This is a genomic window from Streptomyces spinoverrucosus (assembly GCF_015712165.1).
Taxonomy (GTDB): Bacteria; Actinomycetota; Actinomycetes; order Streptomycetales; family Streptomycetaceae; genus Streptomyces; species Streptomyces spinoverrucosus_A.
In genome coordinates, this window is record NZ_JADPZX010000001.1 from 6,782,836 (window position 1) to 6,804,400 (window position 21,565).

Genomic DNA, 21,565 nt, shown 5'->3' on the forward strand with positions numbered 1-21,565 from the left:
CCCTGGTGAGCAGGGGGCGCGGGCCTCGTCCTGTATGCCGAAGGAGCTAGTCCTCGCCCAGGTACGCCTTCCGTACCGACTCGTCGTGCAGCAGGTCCTGGCCCGTGCCGGACAGGACGATGTTGCCGACCTCCATGACGTGGCCGTGGTCGGCCAGGGAGAGGGCTGCCTGGGCGTTCTGTTCGACGAGCAGGATCGTCGTGCCCTGGGCCTTCAGTTCGGCGATGGTCGCCATGATCTTCTGCATCATGATCGGCGACAGGCCCATGGACGGTTCGTCCAGCATGAGCAGCTTGGGCTGGGACATCAGGGCGCGGCCCATGGCCAGCATCTGCTGTTCACCGCCGGAGAGGGTGCCCGCGGCCTGCTTGCGTCGTTCCCCGAGGATGGGGAAGAGGTCGTAGGCGCGCTGGATGTCCTTCTCGATGCCCGGTTTGTCGTTGCGGAGGAACGCGCCGAGGCGCAGGTTGTCCTCGATCGTCATGCGGGGGAAGATGTGCCGGCCCTCGGGGGAGTGGGCGAGTCCGAGGGAGACGATCTGGTGGGCGGGGATCTTCTTCAGTGACTTGCCGTTGAACTTGATCTGGCCGCCGACGGGCTTGAGCAGGCCGGACAGGGTGCGCAGGGTGGTGGTCTTGCCGGCGCCGTTGGTGCCGATGAGGGTGACGACCTCGCCGGCGTCGACCTTGAAGGAGATGCCCTTGACGGCCTCGATCTTGCCGTATGCGACGCGGAGGTCGTCGACTTCGAGCAGTGCGGTCATCGGTCGTTCTCCTTGCCGGTCGACGTGGTGTCGGCCTGTGCTTCGGAGGCCCGCTTCTCCGAGGCCTGTGCCCCGGCGGCCTCCGCCTCGGCGGCCTCGACCTCCGCGACTTCGGCGGTGCCGGGGGCGCCTTCGAACGGTTCGCCGAGGTAGGCGGCGATGACGCGTTCGTCGCCCTGGACGGTGGCGCTGTCGCCCTCGACGAGCTTTTCGCCCTGGACGAGGACGGCGACGCGGTCGCAGAGGTTGAAGATGAACCGCATGTCGTGCTCGATGACGAGGACGGCGATGCCCTTGTCGCGGATGGCGAAGACCAACTCTTCGGTGGCTCGCGTCTCCTGTGGGTTCATGCCCGCGGTGGGTTCGTCGAGCAGGAGCAGGCCGGGTTCGCTGGCGAGTGCTCGCGCGATTTCGAGCTTGCGCTGTTCGCCGTAGGGCAGGTTGCGGGCGAGGTGTTCGGCCTTGGGTGCGAGGCCGACGAACTCCAGGAGTTCCATGGCGCGTTCGCGGGAGGCGGCCTCCGCCTTGTGGAAGCCGGGGCCGCGCAGGAGTGCGGACCAGAGGCCTTCCTTGGTGCGGGTGTGGCGGCCGACGAGGACGTTCTCCAGGACGGTCATGTTGGCGAACAGGCGGATGTTCTGGAAGGTGCGGGCGATGCCTGCGGCGGTCACCTTGAAGGATTTCGGCGGCAGGACGGTGCCTTTGTAGCGGACTTCGCCCTCGGTGGGGATGTAGAGGCCGGTCAGGCAGTTGAAGAAGGTGGTCTTGCCGGCGCCGTTGGGGCCGATGAGGCCGACGATCTCGCCGCTGTTGACCTGGAGGTCGACGTTTCGTACGGCGGTCAGGCCGCCGAAGCGCATGGTGACGCCGCGGGCGTCGAGGACGGCCTCACCGGTGGTGATGGTGTCGGTTGTCATGGGTCAGGCCCCTGCCTTGCTGAGGACTGTGGGTGCTGCCGTGTCTTCGTGGAACTCGAGCTGGCGGCGCCGGTTGGGGATGAGGCCCTCGGGGCGGAAGCGCATGAGCAGGACGAGTGCGAGACCGAAGGCGAAGAGCTGGTAGTCGCCGAGGAACTGGAGTTTGGCGGGGATGAGGTAGAGCAGTGCGGCGCCGACGAGGGGGCCGCTGATGGTGCCCATGCCGCCGAGGACGACCGCGGCGAGGAGGAACGCCGAGTTGGGCGGGACCACGTGGGCGAACTGGTACTGCTCGGGTGTCACGGTGTAGGTGACGTGTGCCTGGACCGTGCCGGCGAGGCCGGCGAGCGCGGCGCCGAGGGCGAAGGCGATGAGCTTGACCCGGAAGCCGTTGATGCCCATGGCGAGGGCGGCGGTTTCGTCCTCGCGGATGGCGATCCAGGCGCGGCCGATGCGGGAGTCGCTGCTGCGGCGGAAGACGATCACGACGATCAGCGTGATCAGCAGCATCAGCAGGAAGTAGTTCGCGAACCGCGCGATGGTGAAGCCGGCGATGGTGTGTTCGGCGCCGAAGTCGAAGCCCAGGATGTTGAGGTTGGGGACCGACGAGATGCCGTTGGAGCCGTTGGTGATGTCCGGGCCGGAGGTGCCGTCCATGTTGAGGACGGTGATGCGGAAGATCTCGCCGAAGCCGAGCGTCACGATGGCGAGGTAGTCGCCGCGCAGCCGTAGGGTCGGGGCGCCGATGATGACGCCGAAGATCATGGCGACGGCGGCGCCGAGCAGTGCCGAGGCCCAGAACGGCAGTTGGATGTCGAAGGGCGAGGAGGGGGAGCCGGAGACCATGGCCGCGGTGTAGGCGCCGACGCCGAGGAAGGCGACGTAGCCGAGGTCGAGGAGGCCGGCGAGGCCGACGACGATGTTCAGGCCGAGGGCGACGGTGGCGAAGATCAGGATGTAGACGCCGATCGTCGCGTACTGGTCGTCGGACTGGGTGAAGGGGAAGGCGGCGGCCGCGACGAACGCGCCGATCATCGTCACGTTGCGGTGCTTGGCGGTGAGCGCCGAGACGCGGCCCACGAGGCCGGCCTTGGCGGCCGCGGCGAAGCCGAAGCCGGCGGTGATGAGGAAGCCGACGAAGAGTTCGTCGTACTCGGTGCCGATGCCGTAGGTGAAGACGGTCAGGCCGAGGGCGAGGGCGGCGACGATGACGAGGATCTCGGCGTACGCGGGGAGCTTGCGCGCGGGCGGCGGGGTGCCGGTGGCGAGCGTGGCCTTGAGGACGGATCCGGCACCGCGCAGCCGCTGGCGGAACTGTTCCCAGCTGCTGTCCTCGGGGTCGAGCGGCTCGGGGGCGGGCCAGTCGAACGGCAGGGCGAACGCGCCGAGTAGGGCGGCGAGGGTGGCGATGGCCACGACCCAGCCGCCGGGTTCGAGGTTGACCAGGCCGCCGAGCTGGGCGCTGATCGCGATGATCGTGTACCAGGCGGTGGCGAAGGCGCCGAGCGCGGACAGTTTCAGGGCGCTGTCGGCGCCGGCGGGGGTGAGCCGGCGCAGGCCTTTGATGCCGTAGGAGGCGAGGCCGAACAGCGCGGTGAGGGCGCCGCCGATGAGGACGAGGACCTGCAGTCCGCCCGGGTAGCCGTAGACGGTGAGGTCGCCGGGGAATTCGGAGGTCCAAGTCCAGGCGAGGAAGGTGGAGACGATGGTCAGGGCGCCGCCGCCGGTGGCGAGGGCGCGGCCGAGCTGCGGGGGGATCCCGATGAGGCCGGCGTGCTTGCCGGTGTCGACCTTGCGGGGGGTTTCTGGTGCGGTGGTCTGTGTGGTCATCGGTGGATCACGCCCTGTCCGCGACGCGCTCGCCGAGCAGACCCTGGGGCCTGAACAGGAGTACGAGGATGAGGAGTACGAACGCCCAGACGTTGGCCCAGGACTGGCTGCCGAACTGGTCCATGCCGGGGATGTCGGCGATGTAGGCGGTCGAGAGGGCTTCGGCGACGCCGAGGACCACGCCGCCGAGCATGGCGCCGTAGATGTTGCCGATACCGCCGAGGACGGCGGCGGTGAAGGCCTTGAGGCCGAGGATGAAGCCCATGCGGAACTGGACTTCGCCGTACTTCAGGCCGTACGCGACGGCTCCGATGGCGGCGAAGGTGGCGCCGAGGGCGAAGGCGACCACGATGATGCGGTCGGTGTTGATGCCCATGAGCTTGGCGGTGTCCGGGTCCTGGGCGGTGGCCTGCATGCCGCGGCCGGTGCGGGTCTTCATCACGAAGTAGGCGAGGATCGCCATGCTGATGGGGGCCGCGATCAGCAGGAAGACGTCACCGGTCTGGATGGTGACGCTGCCGATCTCGAAGGGGCCGCCGTCGATCTGCGGGAACGTGATGGCGGAGCGGGCGTCGGGGTACCAGGCCCACACCGCCTGCTGCAGCGCGAGGGAGAGACCGATGGCGGTGATGAGGGGCGCGAGGCGTGGGGCCGTGCGCAGGGGGCGGTAGGCGAACCGTTCCGCTCCCACGGCGACAAGGACGGCGACGATGATGCCTCCGATGAGCATCAGCGGGAGCGCCACCCACAGGGACGTGCCGTCGGGCAGCACGTAGAGGTAGACGGTGAGGGCGCCGAAGCCACCCACCATGAATATCTCGCCGTGGGCGAAGTTGATGAGCTGGACGATGCCATAGACCATCGTGTAGCCGATGGCGACCAGCCCGTACATGGATCCAAGTAGCAGGCCGTTGACCAGCTGCTGCGGCAGTTCGTTCACCGCATGTCCTCCGAGACGTTCGGATGATTCGACGACAGGGGGCCGGATGCGAGTCCGCGCGGGGCGCCAGTGATGCAGCGCCCCGCGCGGCTCTCAAGGGAGTGGAGCGGGTGTGGGTCAGCCCCCGTAGGTGCCGGACTTGGCGGCGTTCCAGGCGCCGTTCTCGACGGAGTAGACGGTGAGCTGCTTGTTGGTGGCGTCACCGAACTCGTCGAAGGAGACCTTGCCGGTCACACCGTCGAAGGAGACACCCTGCATGGCCTCGGTGACCTTGGCGCGGGCGTCGTCGGGCAGTTCGCCGTTGTTGTCCTCGACGACCTTCTTGACGGCCTCGATGATCGCCCAGGCCGAGTCGTAGGAGTAGCCGCCGTACGCCTCGTAGGCCTCCTTGTAGCCCTCGGTCTTGTAGTTGGCGACGAACTCCTTGGCGGAGGGGAGTTCCTCCACCGGGGCGCCGACGGAGGTGGCGAGGTCGCCGGTGCCGCTGGCGCCGGCCAGCTTGATGAAGTCGGCGCTGTAGATGCCGTCACCGCCGACCAGCGGGATCTTGGCGCCGGCGGCCTTGATCTGCTTGCTGAGCGGGCCGGCCTGTGGGTACTCGCCGCCGTAGTAGACGACGTCGGCGCCGGAGCTCTTGACCTTGGTGGCGACGGCCGAGAAGTCCTTGGTGTCGGGGTCGATGTGCTCGGTGCCGACGACCTGGCCGCCGAGCTTCTTGAACTCCTCGGAGAAGGTGGCGGCGAGGCCCGCGCCGTAGGTCTTCTTGTCGTCGATGACGAAGACCTTCTTCTTCTTGGCGTCGTTGTATACGTACTGCGCGGCGAACGGGCCCTGGATGGCGTCCGTGGTCGCGGTGCGGAAGTACGACTTGTACTGACGCTCCTTCTTGGTCTGCCAGTCCGGGCCCTGGGTGAGGGCCGGGTTGGTGTTGGCCGGCGAGACCTCGACGAGCTTGGCGTCGTCGAAGACCTTCTGCATGGACTCGGCGACGGAGGAGTTCAGCGGGCCGACCACACCGAGGACGTCCTCGTTGGCAACGAACTTGGTGGCGTTCTGCTGGCCGGCGGAGGGCTGCCCCTGGTCGTCGAGGGCCTCGATCTTGAAGGTGACGCCCTCGACGTACTTGTCCTTGTTGGCCGTCTTGACGGCCAGGTCCACCGAGTTCTTGATGCCCAGGCCCAGTGCGGACAGGTCGCCGGTCAGCGGGGCGTCGACGCCGATGACGACGGTGGTGCCACCGCCGTTGGAGTCCGAGCCGCCGTCCCCGTCGCGCGAACCGCAGGCGGTGAGAGTGAGCGCTCCCGCCGCCAGTGCGGCGGTGATGGCGATGAGCGAACGTTGACGCACGATCAGTCCTTTCCCTGGCGCGGCTCTTCCCGGTGGAAGACGCCGAGTCGAGCGCTGGGGCCGAAGAGATGCCCATTGACGTCGATTCCGACGGCGCGGTGACTGGCGGTGACTCTAAGCGTGTGCAGGGAACGTGGAGGAGAGTCTGACCAAGGCTGTGACGCTCTTGTTATGACACGACGTAATGCAGAGCGGTACTGAGCGGGTGGAAGCGCGGAATTCCGGCCGATTCGCCCCGTCCGCATTATGAGACTCGCAGGACTGCCCGCCCCTTATCAGTAGTGTTCTCGGGTTTTGGTGATGGCAAGGACTCGTTGCTGCAGGCTACTTGAAGGGCGTCCGAGAGGTCCTGGGCATAGTGCTCACCCAGGATGAAACTGTGTGCTTCTATTGCGCGCGTATTACGCAGAGTTACATCCAGGAAAGGGAGTCCGGCGTTCCGCGGCACTTTCCCGCAATCGGTCACCTTCATGGTGATCTCGATCTTGTGGGGGATTCCGGTCCGGGTGCGGAAAGGCGGGCGGGGAATCGCCGTCAGGGAAAGGCCTTCGTTCGGCTGACTTATCCGCACCACCGTGAGCGGTGGGCCGGAGTGCGCGGTCACTGCCACCGTGAAGCGGAAGCCGGGGGTCGTGGGCTCGGTGCCCTCGGTCGCCTCGGTGCCGAGGTAGGTGAGACGGACCGTCTGGGACGGGGGCGGCGGGGCCGGTTGGGGAGGTGCCTCGGGGCGGGTGGCGTAGAGGTAGGCGCCGACGGCGGCGAAGGCGGTGGCCGAGGTGGTCGCGAGGACGGCTCGGCGGTGCCGGGCGAGCAACCGTGCGGCGCGCCCGCGCGGGGCCCGGGCGGCGGGCGGTGCGGGCGGGGGCTCCCACGCGCGCGTGCCTTCGCCCGGCTCGATCGGACCGACGCCGCTCAACTCCACGGCCCTCCGGTGGGCCCGCCGTCGCGGTACCGCTCCGTGCAGCGTTCCCGGGCCTGACGGTCGATCAACTGCTCCGCTGCCGCCGGGCCTTGACGCGTCCGCTCGGCGCGGGCGGCGTCGACGACGTCCCGGAGGATCTCGTACTGGCCGTTGGACAGGCCCATCGACTGGTAGTCACCGTAGGTGTCGCCGTCGAGGACCTTCCGGGACCAGTAGGCGACGATCCGGGCGCACACCTCGGCGGGCGGGGTGGCGTGCGGGGAGGGCGACGCGGAGGCCGGCTGCCGGGGGGCCGGACCGGCGCATCCGGTGAGGAGGGCGCCGGTCAGCAGTGCCAGCCCCAGGGCCGCCGATCGGGTGGGTCCTCCCGTTGCCATGTGCCGACGCTACGGGGGCGGGGTGATTCTCGGCAATGGCAAGGGAGTTGGGCCGGATCAGCCCGCCGTGCGCACGTGCTCGCCGTCCCCGGGGTTCACGTCCCGCAGCAGGCAGGTCAGACGGGCGGTGCACACGCGGCGGTCGGCCTCGTCGCTGATCACTATCTCGTACGTCGCCGTGGAACGCCCCCGGTGCACGGGCGTGGCCACGCCTGTCACCAGGCCGGAGCGGACGCCCCGGTGGTGGGTGCAGTTCAGGTCGACGCCCACGGCGATCTTGGAGCTGCCGCCGTGCAGCATGGAGCCGACCGAGCCGAGGGTCTCGGCGAGCACGGCGGACGCGCCGCCGTGCAGCAGGCCGTACGGCTGGGTGTTGCCCTCCACCGGCATGGTGCCGACGACGCGGTCCGCCGAGGCCTCCACGATCTGCACGCCCATGCGCGTGCCCAGGTGCCCGGCGGAGAACAGGGCGGGCAGGTCGACGCCGAGCGCGGCGTACTCGTCGATGACCTCTTGCGGGAACTTCACCTGCTGCTGCTCGCCCATGGCGACCGGCTCCGTTTCGTCGTCTTCGTCGTCGGACGTACCTTGCTGAGCAAACGCTCAGTCGGTCGCCGATTGTTCCAGACGGACGACGACGGACTTGCTGGCCGGAGTGTTGCTGACGTCGGCGGTGGCGTCCAGCGGGACGAGGACGTTGGTCTCGGGGTAGTAGGCGGCGGCGCAGCCCCGGGCGGTCGGGTAGTGCACGACCCGGAAGCCGGGCGCCCGCCGATCCACGCCGTCCGTCCACTCGCTGACCAGGTCGACGTACGACCCGTCGGCGACCTTGAGCTCCCGTGCGTCCTCCGGGTTGACGAGGACGACCCGGCGGCCGTTCCTGATGCCCCGGTAGCGGTCGTCGAGGCCGTAGATCGTGGTGTTGTACTGGTCGTGCGAGCGCACCGTCTGCAGCAGCAGCCGGCCCTCGGGCAGCTTCGGGTACTCGATGGGCGCGGCGGTGAAATTGGCCCTGCCGGTCGCGGTCGGGAAGCGGCGCTCGTCTCGCGGGGCGTGCGGGAGTACGAAGCCGCCGGGGCGGGCCGCGCGCGCGTTGAAGTCCTCGAAGCCCGGGATCACGCGTGCGATCCGGTCGCGGATCGTGGCGTAGTCCTTCTCGAACTCCGCCCACGGCACCCTGCTGTCCTTGCCGAGCACGCGGCGTGCCAGGTGGCAGACGATCGCCGTCTCGGACAGCAGGTGCGCGCTCGCGGGCTCCAGGCGGCCGCGGGAGGCGTGCACCATGCCCATGGAGTCCTCAACGGTCACGAACTGTTCGCCGCTGCCCTGGAGGTCACGCTCGGTGCGGCCCAGAGTGGGCAGGATCAGCGCCCGCGCGCCCGTGACGACGTGGCTGCGGTTGAGCTTGGTCGACACATGTACCGTGAGGCGGGCGCGCCGCATCGCCGCCTCGGTGACCTCGGTGTCGGGGGAGGCGGAGACGAAGTTGCCGCCCATGGCGAGGAAGACCTTCGCCTCGCCGTCGCGCAGGGCACGGATGGCGCGTACGACGTCGTAGCCGTGCTCGCGCGGGGGAGCGAAGCCGAACTCGCGCTCCAGGGCGTCCAGGAAGGCGGGCGTCGGGCGTTCGACGATGCCCATGGTGCGGTCGCCCTGCACGTTCGAGTGGCCGCGCACCGGGCACACGCCCGCTCCGGGGCGGCCGATGTTGCCGCGCAGCAGGAGGAAGTTGACGAGCTCGCGGATGGTGGGCACGGCGTGCTTGTGCTGGGTGAGGCCCATGGCCCAGCAGACGATGGTGCGCTTCGAGGCGAGGATCATGTCCATGGCCTCTTGGATCCTGCGCTTGTCCAGGCCCGTCGCCGTGAGCGTCTCGTCCCAGTCGGCGGCGCGGGCGGCCGCGGCGAACTCCTCGTAGCCGTGCGTGTGCTCGCGCACGAACTCCTCGTCGACGGCGCCCTCGGTCTCCACGATCAGCTTGTTCAGGAGGCGGAAGAGGGCCTGGTCGCCGCCGATGCGGATCTGCAGGAACAGGTCCGTGAGCGAGGACCCGGTGCTCAGCAGCCCCTTGGCGGTCTGCGGGTTCTTGAACCGCTCCAGGCCGGCCTCGGGCAGCGGGTTGACGCTGATGATCCGCGCGCCGTTCGCCTTGGCCTTTTCCAGGGCGGAGAGCATACGGGGGTGGTTGGTGCCCGGGTTCTGGCCGGCCACGATGATCAGGTCGGCCTTGTACAGGTCCTCCAGCAGGACGCTGCCCTTGCCGATGCCGATGGTCTCCGAGAGCGCCGAGCCGGACGACTCGTGGCACATGTTCGAGCAGTCGGGCAGGTTGTTCGTGCCGAGCTCGCGTGCGAAGAGCTGGTAGAGGAACGCGGCCTCGTTGCTCGTGCGTCCCGAGGTGTAGAAGACGGCCTCGTCGGGGGAGGCGAGGGCGGTGATCTCCTCGGCGATGATGTCGAAGGCGCGCTCCCAGGTGACCGGCTCGTAGTGGTCCGCACCGTCCGGGAGATACATGGGGTGCGTGAGCCGGCCCTGCTGGCCGAGCCAGTAGCCGCTGCGGCGGGCGAGGTCCGACACCGGGTGCGCGGCGAAGAACTCCGGGGTGACCCGGCGCAGGGTGGCCTCCTCGGCGACCGCCTTGGCGCCGTTCTCACAGAACTCCGCCCGGTGCCGGTGGTCCGGCTCCGGCCAGGCGCAGCCTGGGCAGTCGAAGCCGTCCTTCTGATTGACGCTGAGGAGCGTCAGTGCGGTGCGCTTGACGCCCATCTGCTGCTGGGCGGCGCGCAGCGTGTGCCCGATCGCCGGCAGCCCGGCCGCCGAGTGCTGCGGCTCGGCGACCCGCGGCGCGTCCTGAACGGGGTCGGCCTTGGGCGGCTTGGTGGCCATCGCGCACTCTCCTTCGCGGACACGTGTGAGCTATGTCTCCGATCCTGCCACGTGACAGTGACAACGGTGGAGGCCGGGGTTGGGCGGAGGGCGTGGGCGGAGGTTTCGCAGGGGCTGCGGGGGCGACGGGGCGGGGTTCTGCTGGGTGGGGCCGGGTGGTGGCTGGTGGATCGGGCGGGAGCGGGGGGAGCGGGTGGTGGCTGGGTGGATCGGGGCTGGTGGAGCGGGGCCGTGGTGGTGGGTGGTGTGTGGCGGTGGTGGTGCGGGGAGGGGGGGCGCGGGGGTGCTGGGTGGGGCGTGGTGGTCTTGGCCGGTGGACGTGGCGGTTGTGGCCGTCTGGGGCGTTGGCGGTCGTGGTCGGTGGGCGTGGCGGGGGTGGTGCTGGAGTGGTGGCCGGAGGTGGAGTCCGGGGGCAGGTGGTGCTGGGTGGTGGCCGGTGGTGGGGCCCGGTGGTGTCTGGGTGGCAGGTGGTGCTGGGTGGTGGGGCCCGGTGGTGTCTGGGGGCAGGTGGTGCTGGGTGGTGGCCGGTGGGGCAGCGGTGGGCGTGGCCGGTGGGCGTGGTGGGGGCGTCAGGTGGTTCGGCGGCAGTGTCCGGTTGAGGGCGGGCGGGGCTTCGCCGGGTGGGGGCCCGCACTTGCCGACCATCTGCTCCGGTCGGCGCAGAACGGCCACTGAGCCGGTCCTCCGGCGCGAGCGTCCCACCCGACTGCGGGCGGTGGTGGTCGGTGGGGCGCGGTGGTCGGGACAGTCGAGGCCGGCGGTAGCCGAGGGTCGTGTCGGCGTTGCCCGGTGGCCAAGGTGCCCCGATCCCGTCGCTCCGGGTGCGCGCCGGGCGGCCGGGGTCGAGTGTCAGTGGGGCGTGGCAGGATCGGGGGCGTGGCAGAGACAGCACCGAAGCAGACCGACAGCAACCCCGGCGGCAACCGCCCGCGCCTGATGCTCATGGACGGGCACTCGCTGGCCTACCGCGCGTTCTTCGCGCTGCCCGCGGAGAACTTCACGACCGTGACGGGCCAGCCGACGAACGCGATCTACGGCTTCGCGTCGATGCTGGCCAACACGCTGCGCGACGAGGAGCCCACGCACTTCGCGGTGGCCTTCGACGTTTCCCGCAAGACCTGGCGCTCGCAGGAGTTCGCGGAGTACAAGGCGAACCGCTCGAAGGCGCCGGACGAGTTCAAGGGCCAGGTCGAGCTGATCGGCGAGCTGCTCGACGCGATGCACGCCCCGCGCTTCGCGATCGAGGGATACGAGGCGGACGACGTCATCGCCACGCTCACCACGCAGGCCGAGGCCGAGGGCTTCGATGTGCTGATCGTCACCGGCGACCGCGACTCCTTCCAGCTCGTCTCCGAGCACACGACGGTGCTCTACCCGACGAAGGGCGTCTCGGAGCTGACCCGGTTCACCCCGGAGAAGGTCTTCGAGAAGTACGGGTTGACGCCCGCGCAGTACCCCGACTTCGCGGCGCTGCGCGGCGACCCGTCGGACAACCTGCCGGGCATTCCCGGCGTCGGCGAGAAGACGGCCGCCAAGTGGATCAACCAGTTCGGTTCGTTCGCGGAGCTCGTCGAGCGCGTCGAGGAGGTCAAGGGCAAGGCCGGGCAGAACCTGCGCGACCACCTGGAGTCGGTGAAGCTGAACCGCCGCCTCACCGAGCTGGAGCGGCAGGTCGAGCTGGACCGGGCGGTCGCCGACCTCGCGCGCGTGCCGTACGACCGCAAGGCCGTCGCGATGGTGCTGGACACCCTGGAGATCAGGAACCCCTCGCTGCGCGAGCGGCTCTTCGGCGTCGACCCGGGCGCCGAGGAGGCCGAGACGACCCCGGTCGTGACGGAGGGCGTGGAGCTGGACGGCACGGTCCTGCGCACGGGCGAGCTGGCCCCCTGGCTCGCCGAGCACGGCACGGGCCCGCTCGGCGTCGCCACCGTCGACACCTGGGCGCTGGGCACGGGCTCGGTCGCCGAGGTCGCGCTCGCCGCGCCCGAGGGTGCGGCCGCCTGGTTCGACCCGGCCGAGCTGGACGAGGCCGACGAGAAGGCGTTCGCGGCCTGGCTGACCGACGCCGGCCGGCCCAAGGTGTTCCACAACGCCAAGGGCGCGATGCGGGTCTTCGCCGAGCACGGCTGGATCATCGAGGGCGTCACCATGGACACCGCTCTCGCCGCCTACCTGGTCAAGCCGGGCCGCCGCTCCTTCGACCTGGACGCGCTGTCCCTGGAGTACCTGCACCGCGAGCTGGCCCCCGCCGCCGCGGCCGACGGCCAGCTGGCCTTCGGCTCGGACGACGGCGCCGAGGCCGAGGCACTGATGATCCAGGCCCGCGCGATCCTCGACCTGGGCCTGGCCTTCGAGGGCCGGCTGGAGGAGGTCGGCGCGGCCGACCTGCTGCGCGACATGGAGCTGCCGACGTCGGCCCTGCTGGCCCGCATGGAGCGCCACGGCATCGCGGCCGACCGTCCCCATCTGGAGGCCATGGAGCAGATGTTCGCCGGCGCGGTGCAGCAGGCCGTGAAGGAGGCGCACGCCGCGGCCGGGCACGAGTTCAACCTGGGCTCGCCCAAGCAGCTCCAGGAGGTCCTCTTCGGCGAGCTGGCCCTCCCCAAGACGAAGAAGACCAAGACCGGCTACACCACGGACGCCGACGCCCTGGCCTGGCTGGCCACCCAGACCGACAACGAACTGCCGGTGATCATGCTTCGTCACCGTGAGCAGGCGAAGCTGCGTGTCACGGTCGAGGGCCTGATCAAGACGATCGCGACGGACGGCCGGATCCACACCACGTTCAACCAGACGGTCGCCGCGACCGGCCGCCTGTCGTCCACGGACCCGAACCTGCAGAACATCCCGGTCCGCACGGACGAGGGCCGGGCGATCCGCCGCGGCTTCGTCGTCGGTGAGGGCTACGAGTCGCTGATGACGGCCGACTACAGCCAGATCGAGCTGCGCGTGATGGCCCACCTGTCCGAGGACGCCGGCCTGATCGAGGCGTTCACCTCCGGAGAGGACCTGCACACCACGGCGGCCTCGCAGGTGTTCGCGGTCGAGCCCGCGGCGGTGGACGCGGAGATGCGCCGCAAGATCAAGGCGATGTCGTACGGCCTGGCGTACGGGCTGTCGGCCTTCGGCCTCTCCCAGCAGCTGAACATCGAGGCGGCCGAGGCCCGCGCCCTGATGGACGCGTACTTCGAGCGGTTCGGCGGCGTGCGGGACTATCTGCGCCGGGCGGTCGACGAGGCGCGGGCGACGGGCTACACGGCGACGCTCTTCGGCCGCCGGCGCTACCTCCCCGACCTCAACAGCGACAACCGCCAGCGTCGTGAGGCGGCCGAGCGGATGGCCCTCAACGCGCCGATCCAGGGCACGGCGGCCGACATCGTCAAGATCGCCATGCTGAAGGTGGACGGGGCGCTGCGCGAGGCCGACCTCAAGTCACGCCTGCTCCTGCAGGTCCACGACGAAGTCGTCCTGGAGATCGCTCCCGGCGAGCGTGAGGCGGCGGAGGAACTGGTCCGCCGCGAAATGGCCAACGCGGTCCAGCTCAGGGCGCCCCTCGACGTCTCGGTCGGCGTCGGCCCCGACTGGGAGTCGGCCGCGCACTAACCACCCAAACAGGAGCCCTCGGCAGGAATGCCGGGGGCTCCTGACGCGCCCGGCATCTCCGCCACGATGGCGAGTCCCTCTCACGGTGTAGCCGGGTGGTGCCCGCGTCTTCGCCGTGACGGCGGGGTCGCGTCGCGGTGTGGCAGGGTGGTGCCCGCTTTGCGGCCGCGCCCGGCGGGTCCCGTCATCGTGTGGCGGGTGCCGCCCGCTTCTCGGCCGCGCCGGCGAGTCCCTCTCACGGTGAAGCGGGGTGGTGCCCGCGTCTTCGCCGTGACGGTGGGGTCGCGTCGCGGTGTGGCAGGGTGGTGCCCGCTTTGCGGCCGCGCCCGGCGGGTCCCTCTCACGGTGAAGCGGGGTGGTGCCCGCGTCTTCGCCGTGACGGTGGGGTCGCGTCGCGGTGTGGCAGGGTGGTGCCCGCTTTGCGGCCGCGCCCGGCGGGTCCCGTCATCGTGTGGCGGGTGCCGCCCGCTCCTCGGCCGCGCCGGCGAGTCCCCCTCACGGTGAAGCCGGGCGGTGCCCGCCCCTCCGCTGCGACGGCGACCTTCTTACGGCGTAGCCCGACGGTGCCCGCCTCGCCGCCCCCCGGGCAGCTCACCCCCGCTGCGGTCCAGCCGCCCACGCCGCACCCCGTAGCTCACCCCCGCCTCGGGCCAGCCACCCCCGCCGCCCCCGGCAGCTCACTCCCGCTGTGGTCTAGCCGCCCCCGCCGCACCCCGCAGCTCACCTCCGCCTCGATCCAGTCACCCCCGCCGCCCCCAGCTCACCCCTTCCCCGACCAGTCACCCCCGCCGCTGACCGGCCCCCCACCCCCGCAGCACCCTTCACCCGCGTGGCCCCCGCGAAAAAGCCCCCCGCCGTCCGCGCCCGTCAAGATGCCGCCATGGGTATACGCATGCTCAGCCGCCGAACGACCCCGGCTCAGCCCCCGCCCCCGCCCCCGGCCCACGCCGTCGGCGCAAGTACCGCCCGCATCCCCGCCGACCCGGCGACGGCCCTCTGCCACGCCGCGGTGGACCTGCGCCGCCGCGTCGTCGCCCACTGGGCGAGCCGCAGACCCGCCGTACGGCCCCGCGACACCGCCGCAGGGCGCCTGTGGGCCGGTCTGGCCCGCGTCTACCTGGCCGTCTGCCTCGCCCTGCTGCGCCGCCCGTACCGCCCGGTGCGCACCCTCACGGTGTTCATCGCGCCGCTCCCCACGGTCGCCGGAGCGATCAAACCCCCTGACGGCTCCGGTTCCGCTCCCTGCCGGCCCCTCCCGAACCACTAGGCACGGCAGCCGGTCGCCGCACCCGCACGACGACGGCGTACACCAGCACTCCCAGCACCAGCCCCGCCCCGGCGCCGAAGCACAGCGTGGGAATCAGTTCCCAGGGCTTCGCCGACGACCCCCAGTACGCCCACCACCGCGCCGCCCGATGCGCCGCCCCGATCGCCGCACAGCCGCCGATCACGACGAAGGCCAGCCACCGGTCCCGTACCGACAGCGCGGGAACCCCCACCGGCTCGGCCGCCGGCGTCCGTCGTAGCGCGACCGCCACGAACACGGCGATGACGACCGCGGCCACGGCGGAACCTCCGTACTGCAGGTACCAGTACAGCGGCGAGCCCGCGATCTCCCTGCCCAGCACCGGAAACAGCCGCATCCCCCAGCGATCGAGGTGCGTGAACGCGTCCCAGACGACATGCGTGAGCGCGCCGAGCGCGGCGGACACGTACCACCACACCACCATGGACGGCCGTACGCGCGCGCGTGCCGCCCCGCAGCGCAGCAGCGAGGCCACCCGGTTCTGCCGCCCGCGCGGCAGCAGCGCCACCAGGGGCTCGCGTATGAGCAGCCACAGCCCGACCAGCGCCCAGGCGATGAGCACGTCGATCGTGAACACACCCGCGAAAGAGTGGGTCACATCACCGAACTCCATCGCCCCGGACAGCACACTCGCCACGTAATAGGTCAAGTCGGGTGCGAACGAACCCGCGACGAGGGCGGCCGGAACCAGCGGACCGCGGCCCCTTCCGTCGGGGCGGATGGCGGGCAGCACGGCTGCCGCGTGACTGAGGGTGAACGGCAACGGTGCTCCCCATGACGGACGTTGACGTCCAGTATGAGCGACGGCGTGCGGTGAGCGCGCTCGCCCGGGGTGCGGCCGACGCCACAACGCCGTATGGCCAAGCGGTGAAAACCGGGCACGACCGGGTGCCCGGGCGAACGAAGTTGTCGTAGGGTCACCTGGGTTGACGGACTGGGGAGTGCGTGCAACCGCCAGCAGGGCAGCATCAGCACAACAGCATCAACAGAGCAGTATCAACAGGGCATATGCGGGCGACTCGGACGCCCACGGGAGGGGTTCTCTTCATGGCGGCGCATTTCGGCAGGAGGCTGCGCAAGGGCGCGACGAACACCGCCGTGGCCGCGGCGGTGGCTGCGGCACTGGTCGCCTCCCAGGGCCCAGGGGCCGAGACCGACGACGCCGGCAGACAGGCCACCACCGGCACCCAGCCCTCGTCCGACACGCCCGCCGCGGACAGCGCGACCGGTAACTCGCCGTACTACACGGACCTGCCGCCGCTGGACAGCCCCAGCCCCGCCCCCACCATCGGCCCCACGGCCGACCCGACCGTCACGGGCGACGCCGCCGCGGGCATACCCGCGACCGTCCTCGACGCCTACCAGAAGGCGGCGGCCGAACTGCGCGAGGCCAAGCCCGGCTGCAACCTGCCCTGGGAACTCCTCGCCGCCATCGGCAAGGTGGAGTCCGGCCAGGCGAGCGGCGGCAACGTCAACGCGAACGGCACCACGATCACCCCCATCCTCGGTCCGGCGCTCAACGGCAACGGCTTCGCCCACATCAGCGACACCGACAACGGCGCCTACGACGGGGACAGCACGTACGACCGGGCCGTGGGCCCCATGCAGTTCATCCCGTCCACCTGGGCCTGGGCGGGCCGCGACGGCAACGGCGACGGCGTCGAGGACCCGAACAACATCTACGACGCCGCCCTCGCCGCCGGCAACTACCTGTGCCGCTTCGGCTGGGACCTGTCCGTCCAGGACGACCTGCACAGCGCGATCCTCAGCTACAACAACTCGACGCACTACCTGAACACGGTTCTGTCCTGGCTGGACTACTACCGCGAGGGCACGCACGAGGTCCCCGACGGCACCGGCCCGCTGCCCGGGAACAGCAGCGACACTCCGGTCGGGTCGAGCCCGTCGCCGCAGAAGCCGTCCCCGAAGCCCGAGACCGGCTCGCCCAGCCCGAAGCCGACGCCACCGCCGTCGGGCGGCGGCTCCACCAGCCCGACGCCCAAGCCGCCGACCACCACCCCGCCGACCGCCACCGACACGGTGGACCACCTGGAGGACGGGGGCACCGCGCAGCTCACCGCGATGGCGGGCGACGCGTTCACCGAGCGGGTCAGCACCCGCGCCGAGAGCAAGGACGGCAAGGGCGTCCCCAAGGTGCGGGTCCGCTTCACCATCGTGGGCGACACCGACGCCACCTTCACGGGCGGCGAGAAGGTCGCCACGGTCGTCACCGGCACCGCGGGCGTGGCCGTCGCGCCCGCGCTGCGGGCGGGGGAGAAGACCGGCTCGTTCACCGTGCGGGCCACCGTCGTGGGCCGTGCGATCGCCGGCGTCGACTACACCGCGACCGTCACCGCCCGCGCCGCCGACGCCCTGGCCCGCACCAGCGAGACCGCACTGACCTGCACGGTGGGCGGCGAGTTCGCCGAAGAGGTCGAGGTGAAGGCGACGTACCAGGGCGCTACGGCGGACAGGGTGGCGGTCACCGCCACCCTGATCAAGTCGGTGCTCGACCCGACCGAGAACGACAAGGGTCCGTACTTCAAGGACGCGAACGGCAACGCCGTACGCACCCTGACGGGTCTGGAGACGGACGCGAACGGTCTGCTGAAGCTGCCGAAGCTGTACGCGGACGACACGGCCGGCACGTACATGCTCCGCCTCACCACCGAGGGCGGCGCGACGCTCAACGTCCCGCTGAACGTGACGGCGCCCGAGCCGACCTCGTCGCCCAGCGCGCCCGAGACCGCGAGCGCGTCGCCGAGCCCCAGCGCGTAACCCCGCGTACGACTCGTCTGCCCACCGACACGACGGCGGCGCCCCTCCAACTGAGGGCGCCGCCGCTTTCGTGTGCGACGTGTTCTCATCTCGTCCGCCGGTTGCTACGGTGCCGGACCTGACGAGGTATCAGTTCCAGCTGGCCCGGAGGCAGGCATGCGCGCCCTGATCGCCGCCGCGACCGGTCTCGCCGCCGCCGTCGCCCTGGTGCTCATGATCACGGCCATCGGCGCACCGACGGGCGAGACGTCCCCGAAACCGCTGTTGACGACGGTGCCGGCAAACCCGTGACCCCGGGGGAGGGAGCCCGAGATGCGCCGCAGGACCAGCCTCATTCTGCTCGCCCTCGCCGTGTTCTTCGCGGCGCTGTCCCCACTGCTGCGCTGGTACGCCTTCCCGCGCCTGGCCAAGATCCCGCCGAACCAGTACCAGGACATGGTCCTGGAGGCGAAGGACGCCACCCTCCTCGACTACGGCACCATGCAGGCCCGCAAGGTCCCCAAGGTGACCATCGTGCAGACCCTCAAGGGCAACGTGGAGGCCTCCGAACGGATCGAACGGACGGCGGGACGGGACGTCGTCGTCTGGGACGGCCTGTCCTACGTCCAGGGCCCCGACGGCAAGATGGTCTCGAAGATCCCCGAGCGGTACATCTTCGACGCCCACACCCAGGAACCCGTCCACGCCACCGGCGAGATGGTCGACGGCGACCCCGTTCGGCGTGAGGGCATCGAGTTCAAATGGCCGTTCCTGACCGAAAAACGAAACTACGAGTACTTCGACGCACAAGCGCGCATCACCGCACCCATCCAGTACAAAGGCACACAGACGTTCCGCGGTGTCGAGGTCTACTACTTCGAACAGACGATCCCGTGGACGAAGGTCCCGTTCCCCAGGGCCATGCCCGTCGAGGGCATCACCCCCGAGTCCGTCGCCGAGACCGGCACGACGCGCTGGTACACCACGATCCGCAAGTTCTGGGTGGAACCGCTCACCGGCGCCCCCGTCTACGGCGAGGAGATCCACAAGGAGGAACTCCGGGGCGGCACCCTGCTCGGCGGACGCGACAAGGTCACGGCGTTCGCCGGCCACGTGAAGATGCGCGAGGACTACATCGACCACACGGTCGACCTGGTCAACTCCAACCGCACCCTGGTCCTGCTGATGACCTCGTACCTGCCCTGGGGCTTCTTGACCCTGGGCGTCCTGCTGCTCGCCCTGGCCCTGTACCTGGAGGCCCGCGGCCGCCGCCCGGGCGACCCCGCTCCCGACGAGGCCACGGAACCCGAGCCGGTCACCGCCTGAGCCGCGCGTTGGTGTGCCGGGTGGGCTCGGCGGTGGCGGGGTCCTCGGGCCACGGATGCTTCGGGTAGCGGCCGCGCAACTCCGCCCGGACGCCGTTGTAGCCGTCCCGCCAGAAAGAGGCCAGGTCGGCCGTGACGGCGGCGAGGCGGCCGGCGGGGGAGAGCAGATGCACCAGCACAGGAACCCCTGCCAGAACCGGCGACTGCTGCAGCCCGAACATCTCCTGCAACTTCACGGCGAGAACAGGCCGTTCTGGATCCGCGTAGTCGATTCGAATTCTGGACCCACTCGGTACGGTGATCCGCTCCGGGGCGAGTTCATCAAGCGGCGCCGCCTCCCCGGAGGCCCAGGGCAGCAACCGGGCGAGCGCCTGCTCGGCATCGATCCGCGCCAGATCACTCCGCCGCCGCGCCCGGCTCAGCTCCGGCTCCAGCCACTCCTCCACGCGCGCGTGCAGCGCCTCGTCGGACACCTCCGGCCACGGCTCCCCGAGGTGCAGCCGCAAAAAGGCGAGCCGCTGCCGCAGTACGTCGGCCTCCCGCGACCAACGCAACAGCCCGAACCCTTCCCGGCGCAGCCCGTCCAGCAGCGCATCCCGTACGAGGCCGGCGTCGGCGTCGGACAGCGGCCGCACCGCCACCTCCACGGCCCCCAGCCGTTCGACCCGCCGCGCGACGACGTCACCGTCGGCCCAGCGCACCTCCTGCGCCTCGCTGCGGAAGGTCCCGGCGGCCGACCGGGCGACCTCTTCGTCCACCTCGGCGGCGAGCCGCACACGCGCGTGCCCCTTGCCGATCGGGCGATCGGCGACGGCCACGGCGATCCAGGGCGCCCCGCGCAGGGGTGAGGCCTCCCCGAGTTCGGCGCGGGTCCCGGAGACCATGAGGTACGAACCGCCGTCGGCTTTGGCGACACGCTCGGGGAAGGCGAGGGCGGCGACGACGCCGACGGCGGACGGGGGCGCGTGGTCACGTCCAGTCACAGGGGCCTCGAGATCGACCTCCACCGATTGGCGGTAACGGGTCGGCGGGTGGACAAACTCTGTGACGACGGCCCGCAGCCGCCGAACCTCCGCGCGCCACCGCGCCGAATAGGCGTCGCCCCCACGCCGAGCAACCCGCAAAGCAGTGGCCAGATCGTCGCCGTACTCCCGAGGCGCCTCCTCACTGAGCAGGGCGACAACCTCGGCGGCCGATTCCGTACCGACGATGCGCGCGGCATCGAGCAACGCCCGCCCCAACCGGGGATGCAACCCCAGCCGAGCCAGCGCAGCGCCCCGCTCCGTCGCCCGCCCGCCGGAGTCGACAGCCCCCACCGCCCGCAGAACACTCCGCGCCGCCGCCATCGCCCCACCCGGCGGGGGATCCAGCAGGGCCAGCCCGGACGCCTCCGGATCCCCCCAGCACGCCGCCTGCAGCGCGAACGCCGTCAGATCGGCCACCTGGATCTCCGGCGCCGGGAACCGCGGCAGACGCGCGTTCTCGGCCTCCGCCCAGCAGCGGTACACCGCCCCCGGCGCCTCACGCCCGGCCCGCCCCGCCCGCTGCCGCCCGGACGCCTGCGAGGCCCGTACCGTCGTCAGCGCACTGAGCCCGCGCGCGTGATCCACCCGAGGCTCCCGCGCCAGCCCCGAGTCGACCACCACCCGCACGCCGGGAACCGTCAGCGACGACTCGGCCACCGACGTCGCCAGCACCACCCGGCGCCGTGCCCCCGGCGACAGCACCGCGTCCTGCACGTCCGCCGACGCCCGCCCGTGCACCTGCAGCACATCGACGTCCCTCACATCCCCCAGCTGCCCGGCGACCCGCGCGATCTCCCCGACGCCCGGCAGGAAACACAGCACGTCCCCCGCCCGCTCGGCCAGCGCCCGCCGCACCACCGACGCCACATGGGCGAGCAGCGCCGGATCGACCCGCATGCCGTGCGGCGGCCGTACGGGACGCGCCGGCGGCGCCCACACCACCTCGACCGGGTACGAGGCGCCCTCCGCAGCGACCACGGGAGCCCCGCCGAGCAGCCGCGCCCAACCCTGGGCGTCCGTCGTGGCCGACGCGGCCACCAGCCGCAGCTCCGGCCGCAGCGCCTCCCGTACGTCCCACAGGAACGCCGCCACCGTGTCCGCGTCCAGATGCCGCTCATGGCACTCGTCGAGCACCACCACGTCGACGCCGCCCAGCTCCTGGTCCCTCTGGAGCCGCTGCAGCAGCACACCCGTCGTGACGACCTCCACGCGCGCGTGCCGCCCGACGACCCGTTCCCCGCGCACCGTGTAGCCGACGCTCTCGCCCACCCGCTCGCCCAGCAGCCATGCCATCCGGCGCGCCGCCGCCCGCGCCGCGATCCGCCGCGGCTCGGCCACGACCACCCGCCGGGCCGGCCCCTCGCCGATCAGCCCCGCCAGCGCGAGCGGCACCAGCGTCGTCTTGCCCGTGCCCGGGGGCGCGACGAGGACGGCGGTGCCGGGTCCGTCCAGGGCCTCACGCAGGGCGGGCAGCGCGGTACGTACGGGCAGTGCGTGCAGGGCGTCGTAACGGATCACGCACCTAGTGTCGTACGCCCGCGAATCCGCCCCACGCGCTCGTGCCTGC

Annotated in this window: 15 protein-coding genes; 5 read left to right on the plus strand and 10 right to left on the minus strand. The window is 71.1% G+C overall.

Features of this window, described 5'->3' with window-relative positions:
- Positions 1 to 46 precede the first annotated feature (46 nt).
- From I2W78_RS30805 to I2W78_RS30840, 8 genes are all read right to left on the minus strand, one after another.
- The gene (locus I2W78_RS30805) at positions 47 to 763 is read right to left on the minus strand and encodes an ABC transporter ATP-binding protein (RefSeq protein ID WP_196463512.1); all 717 of its coding nucleotides are present in this window, start codon (positions 761 to 763) and stop codon (positions 47 to 49) included.
- Positions 760 to 1,680 carry an ABC transporter ATP-binding protein gene (locus tag I2W78_RS30810; RefSeq protein ID WP_196463513.1) on the minus strand — a complete coding sequence of 307 codons (921 nt, stop codon included), beginning with the start codon at positions 1,678 to 1,680 and terminating at the stop codon, positions 760 to 762. The genes I2W78_RS30805 and I2W78_RS30810 overlap by 4 nt, the downstream gene beginning before the upstream one ends.
- Before the next feature lie 3 nt (positions 1,681 to 1,683).
- A complete protein-coding gene (locus I2W78_RS30815) occupies positions 1,684 to 3,510 on the minus strand; it encodes a branched-chain amino acid ABC transporter permease (protein WP_196463514.1) in 1,827 nt (608 codons plus the stop codon).
- Between the two features lie 7 nt (positions 3,511 to 3,517).
- Positions 3,518 to 4,450 (minus strand): branched-chain amino acid ABC transporter permease, encoded by a 933-nt coding sequence (locus tag I2W78_RS30820; RefSeq protein WP_196463515.1) that lies wholly within the window; start codon positions 4,448 to 4,450, stop codon positions 3,518 to 3,520.
- Positions 4,451 to 4,567: 117 nt separating this feature from the next.
- Complete coding sequence (locus I2W78_RS30825; RefSeq protein WP_196463516.1) at positions 4,568 to 5,797, minus strand: branched-chain amino acid ABC transporter substrate-binding protein; 1,230 nt, start codon at positions 5,795 to 5,797, stop codon at positions 4,568 to 4,570.
- Positions 5,798 to 6,709: 912 nt separating this feature from the next.
- Positions 6,710 to 7,096, minus strand: coding sequence for a hypothetical protein (locus tag I2W78_RS30830; protein WP_196463517.1), 387 nt, complete (start codon positions 7,094 to 7,096; stop codon positions 6,710 to 6,712).
- A gap of 57 nt (positions 7,097 to 7,153) precedes the next feature.
- Complete coding sequence (locus tag I2W78_RS30835) at positions 7,154 to 7,642, minus strand: PaaI family thioesterase (protein WP_196463518.1); 489 nt, start codon at positions 7,640 to 7,642, stop codon at positions 7,154 to 7,156.
- 57 nt (positions 7,643 to 7,699) lie between these two features.
- Entirely contained in the window at positions 7,700 to 9,982 is a 2,283-nt protein-coding gene (locus tag I2W78_RS30840) for an FdhF/YdeP family oxidoreductase (protein ID WP_196463519.1), read from the minus strand.
- Positions 9,983 to 10,858: 876 nt separating this feature from the next.
- Between I2W78_RS30840 and polA the strand changes: the two genes are divergently transcribed.
- On the plus strand, positions 10,859 to 13,585 hold the full coding sequence (polA, locus tag I2W78_RS30845; protein ID WP_196463520.1) for a DNA polymerase I: 2,727 nt from the start codon (positions 10,859 to 10,861) through the stop codon (positions 13,583 to 13,585).
- Positions 13,586 to 14,465: 880 nt separating this feature from the next.
- The gene (locus I2W78_RS30850) at positions 14,466 to 14,852 is read left to right on the plus strand and encodes a hypothetical protein (protein ID WP_196463521.1); all 387 of its coding nucleotides are present in this window, start codon (positions 14,466 to 14,468) and stop codon (positions 14,850 to 14,852) included.
- Here the strand turns inward: I2W78_RS30850 and I2W78_RS30855 are convergent.
- Complete coding sequence (locus I2W78_RS30855; protein ID WP_196463522.1) at positions 14,797 to 15,654, minus strand: DUF4184 family protein; 858 nt, start codon at positions 15,652 to 15,654, stop codon at positions 14,797 to 14,799. The genes I2W78_RS30850 and I2W78_RS30855 overlap by 56 nt on opposite strands.
- Before the next feature lie 284 nt (positions 15,655 to 15,938).
- Here I2W78_RS30855 and I2W78_RS30860 point away from each other — a divergent pair, with 284 nt between their 5' ends.
- The 3 genes from I2W78_RS30860 (at position 15,939) to I2W78_RS30870 (ending at position 18,974) form a co-directional block, all read left to right on the plus strand.
- Positions 15,939 to 17,669 (plus strand): lytic transglycosylase domain-containing protein, encoded by a 1,731-nt coding sequence (locus I2W78_RS30860; protein ID WP_196463523.1) that lies wholly within the window; start codon positions 15,939 to 15,941, stop codon positions 17,667 to 17,669.
- A gap of 156 nt (positions 17,670 to 17,825) precedes the next feature.
- Positions 17,826 to 17,960, plus strand: a complete 135-nt coding sequence (locus I2W78_RS30865; protein ID WP_196463524.1) for an SPW_0924 family protein — start codon at positions 17,826 to 17,828, stop codon at positions 17,958 to 17,960.
- Positions 17,961 to 17,981: 21 nt separating this feature from the next.
- Positions 17,982 to 18,974 carry a DUF3068 domain-containing protein gene (locus I2W78_RS30870; RefSeq protein ID WP_196463525.1) on the plus strand — a complete coding sequence of 331 codons (993 nt, stop codon included), beginning with the start codon at positions 17,982 to 17,984 and terminating at the stop codon, positions 18,972 to 18,974.
- On the opposite strand, the gene hrpB is transcribed toward I2W78_RS30870, so the two are convergent.
- Entirely contained in the window at positions 18,964 to 21,516 is a 2,553-nt protein-coding gene (gene hrpB / locus I2W78_RS30875; protein ID WP_196463526.1) for an ATP-dependent helicase HrpB, read from the minus strand. The genes I2W78_RS30870 and hrpB overlap by 11 nt on opposite strands.
- Positions 21,517 to 21,565 lie beyond the last annotated feature (49 nt).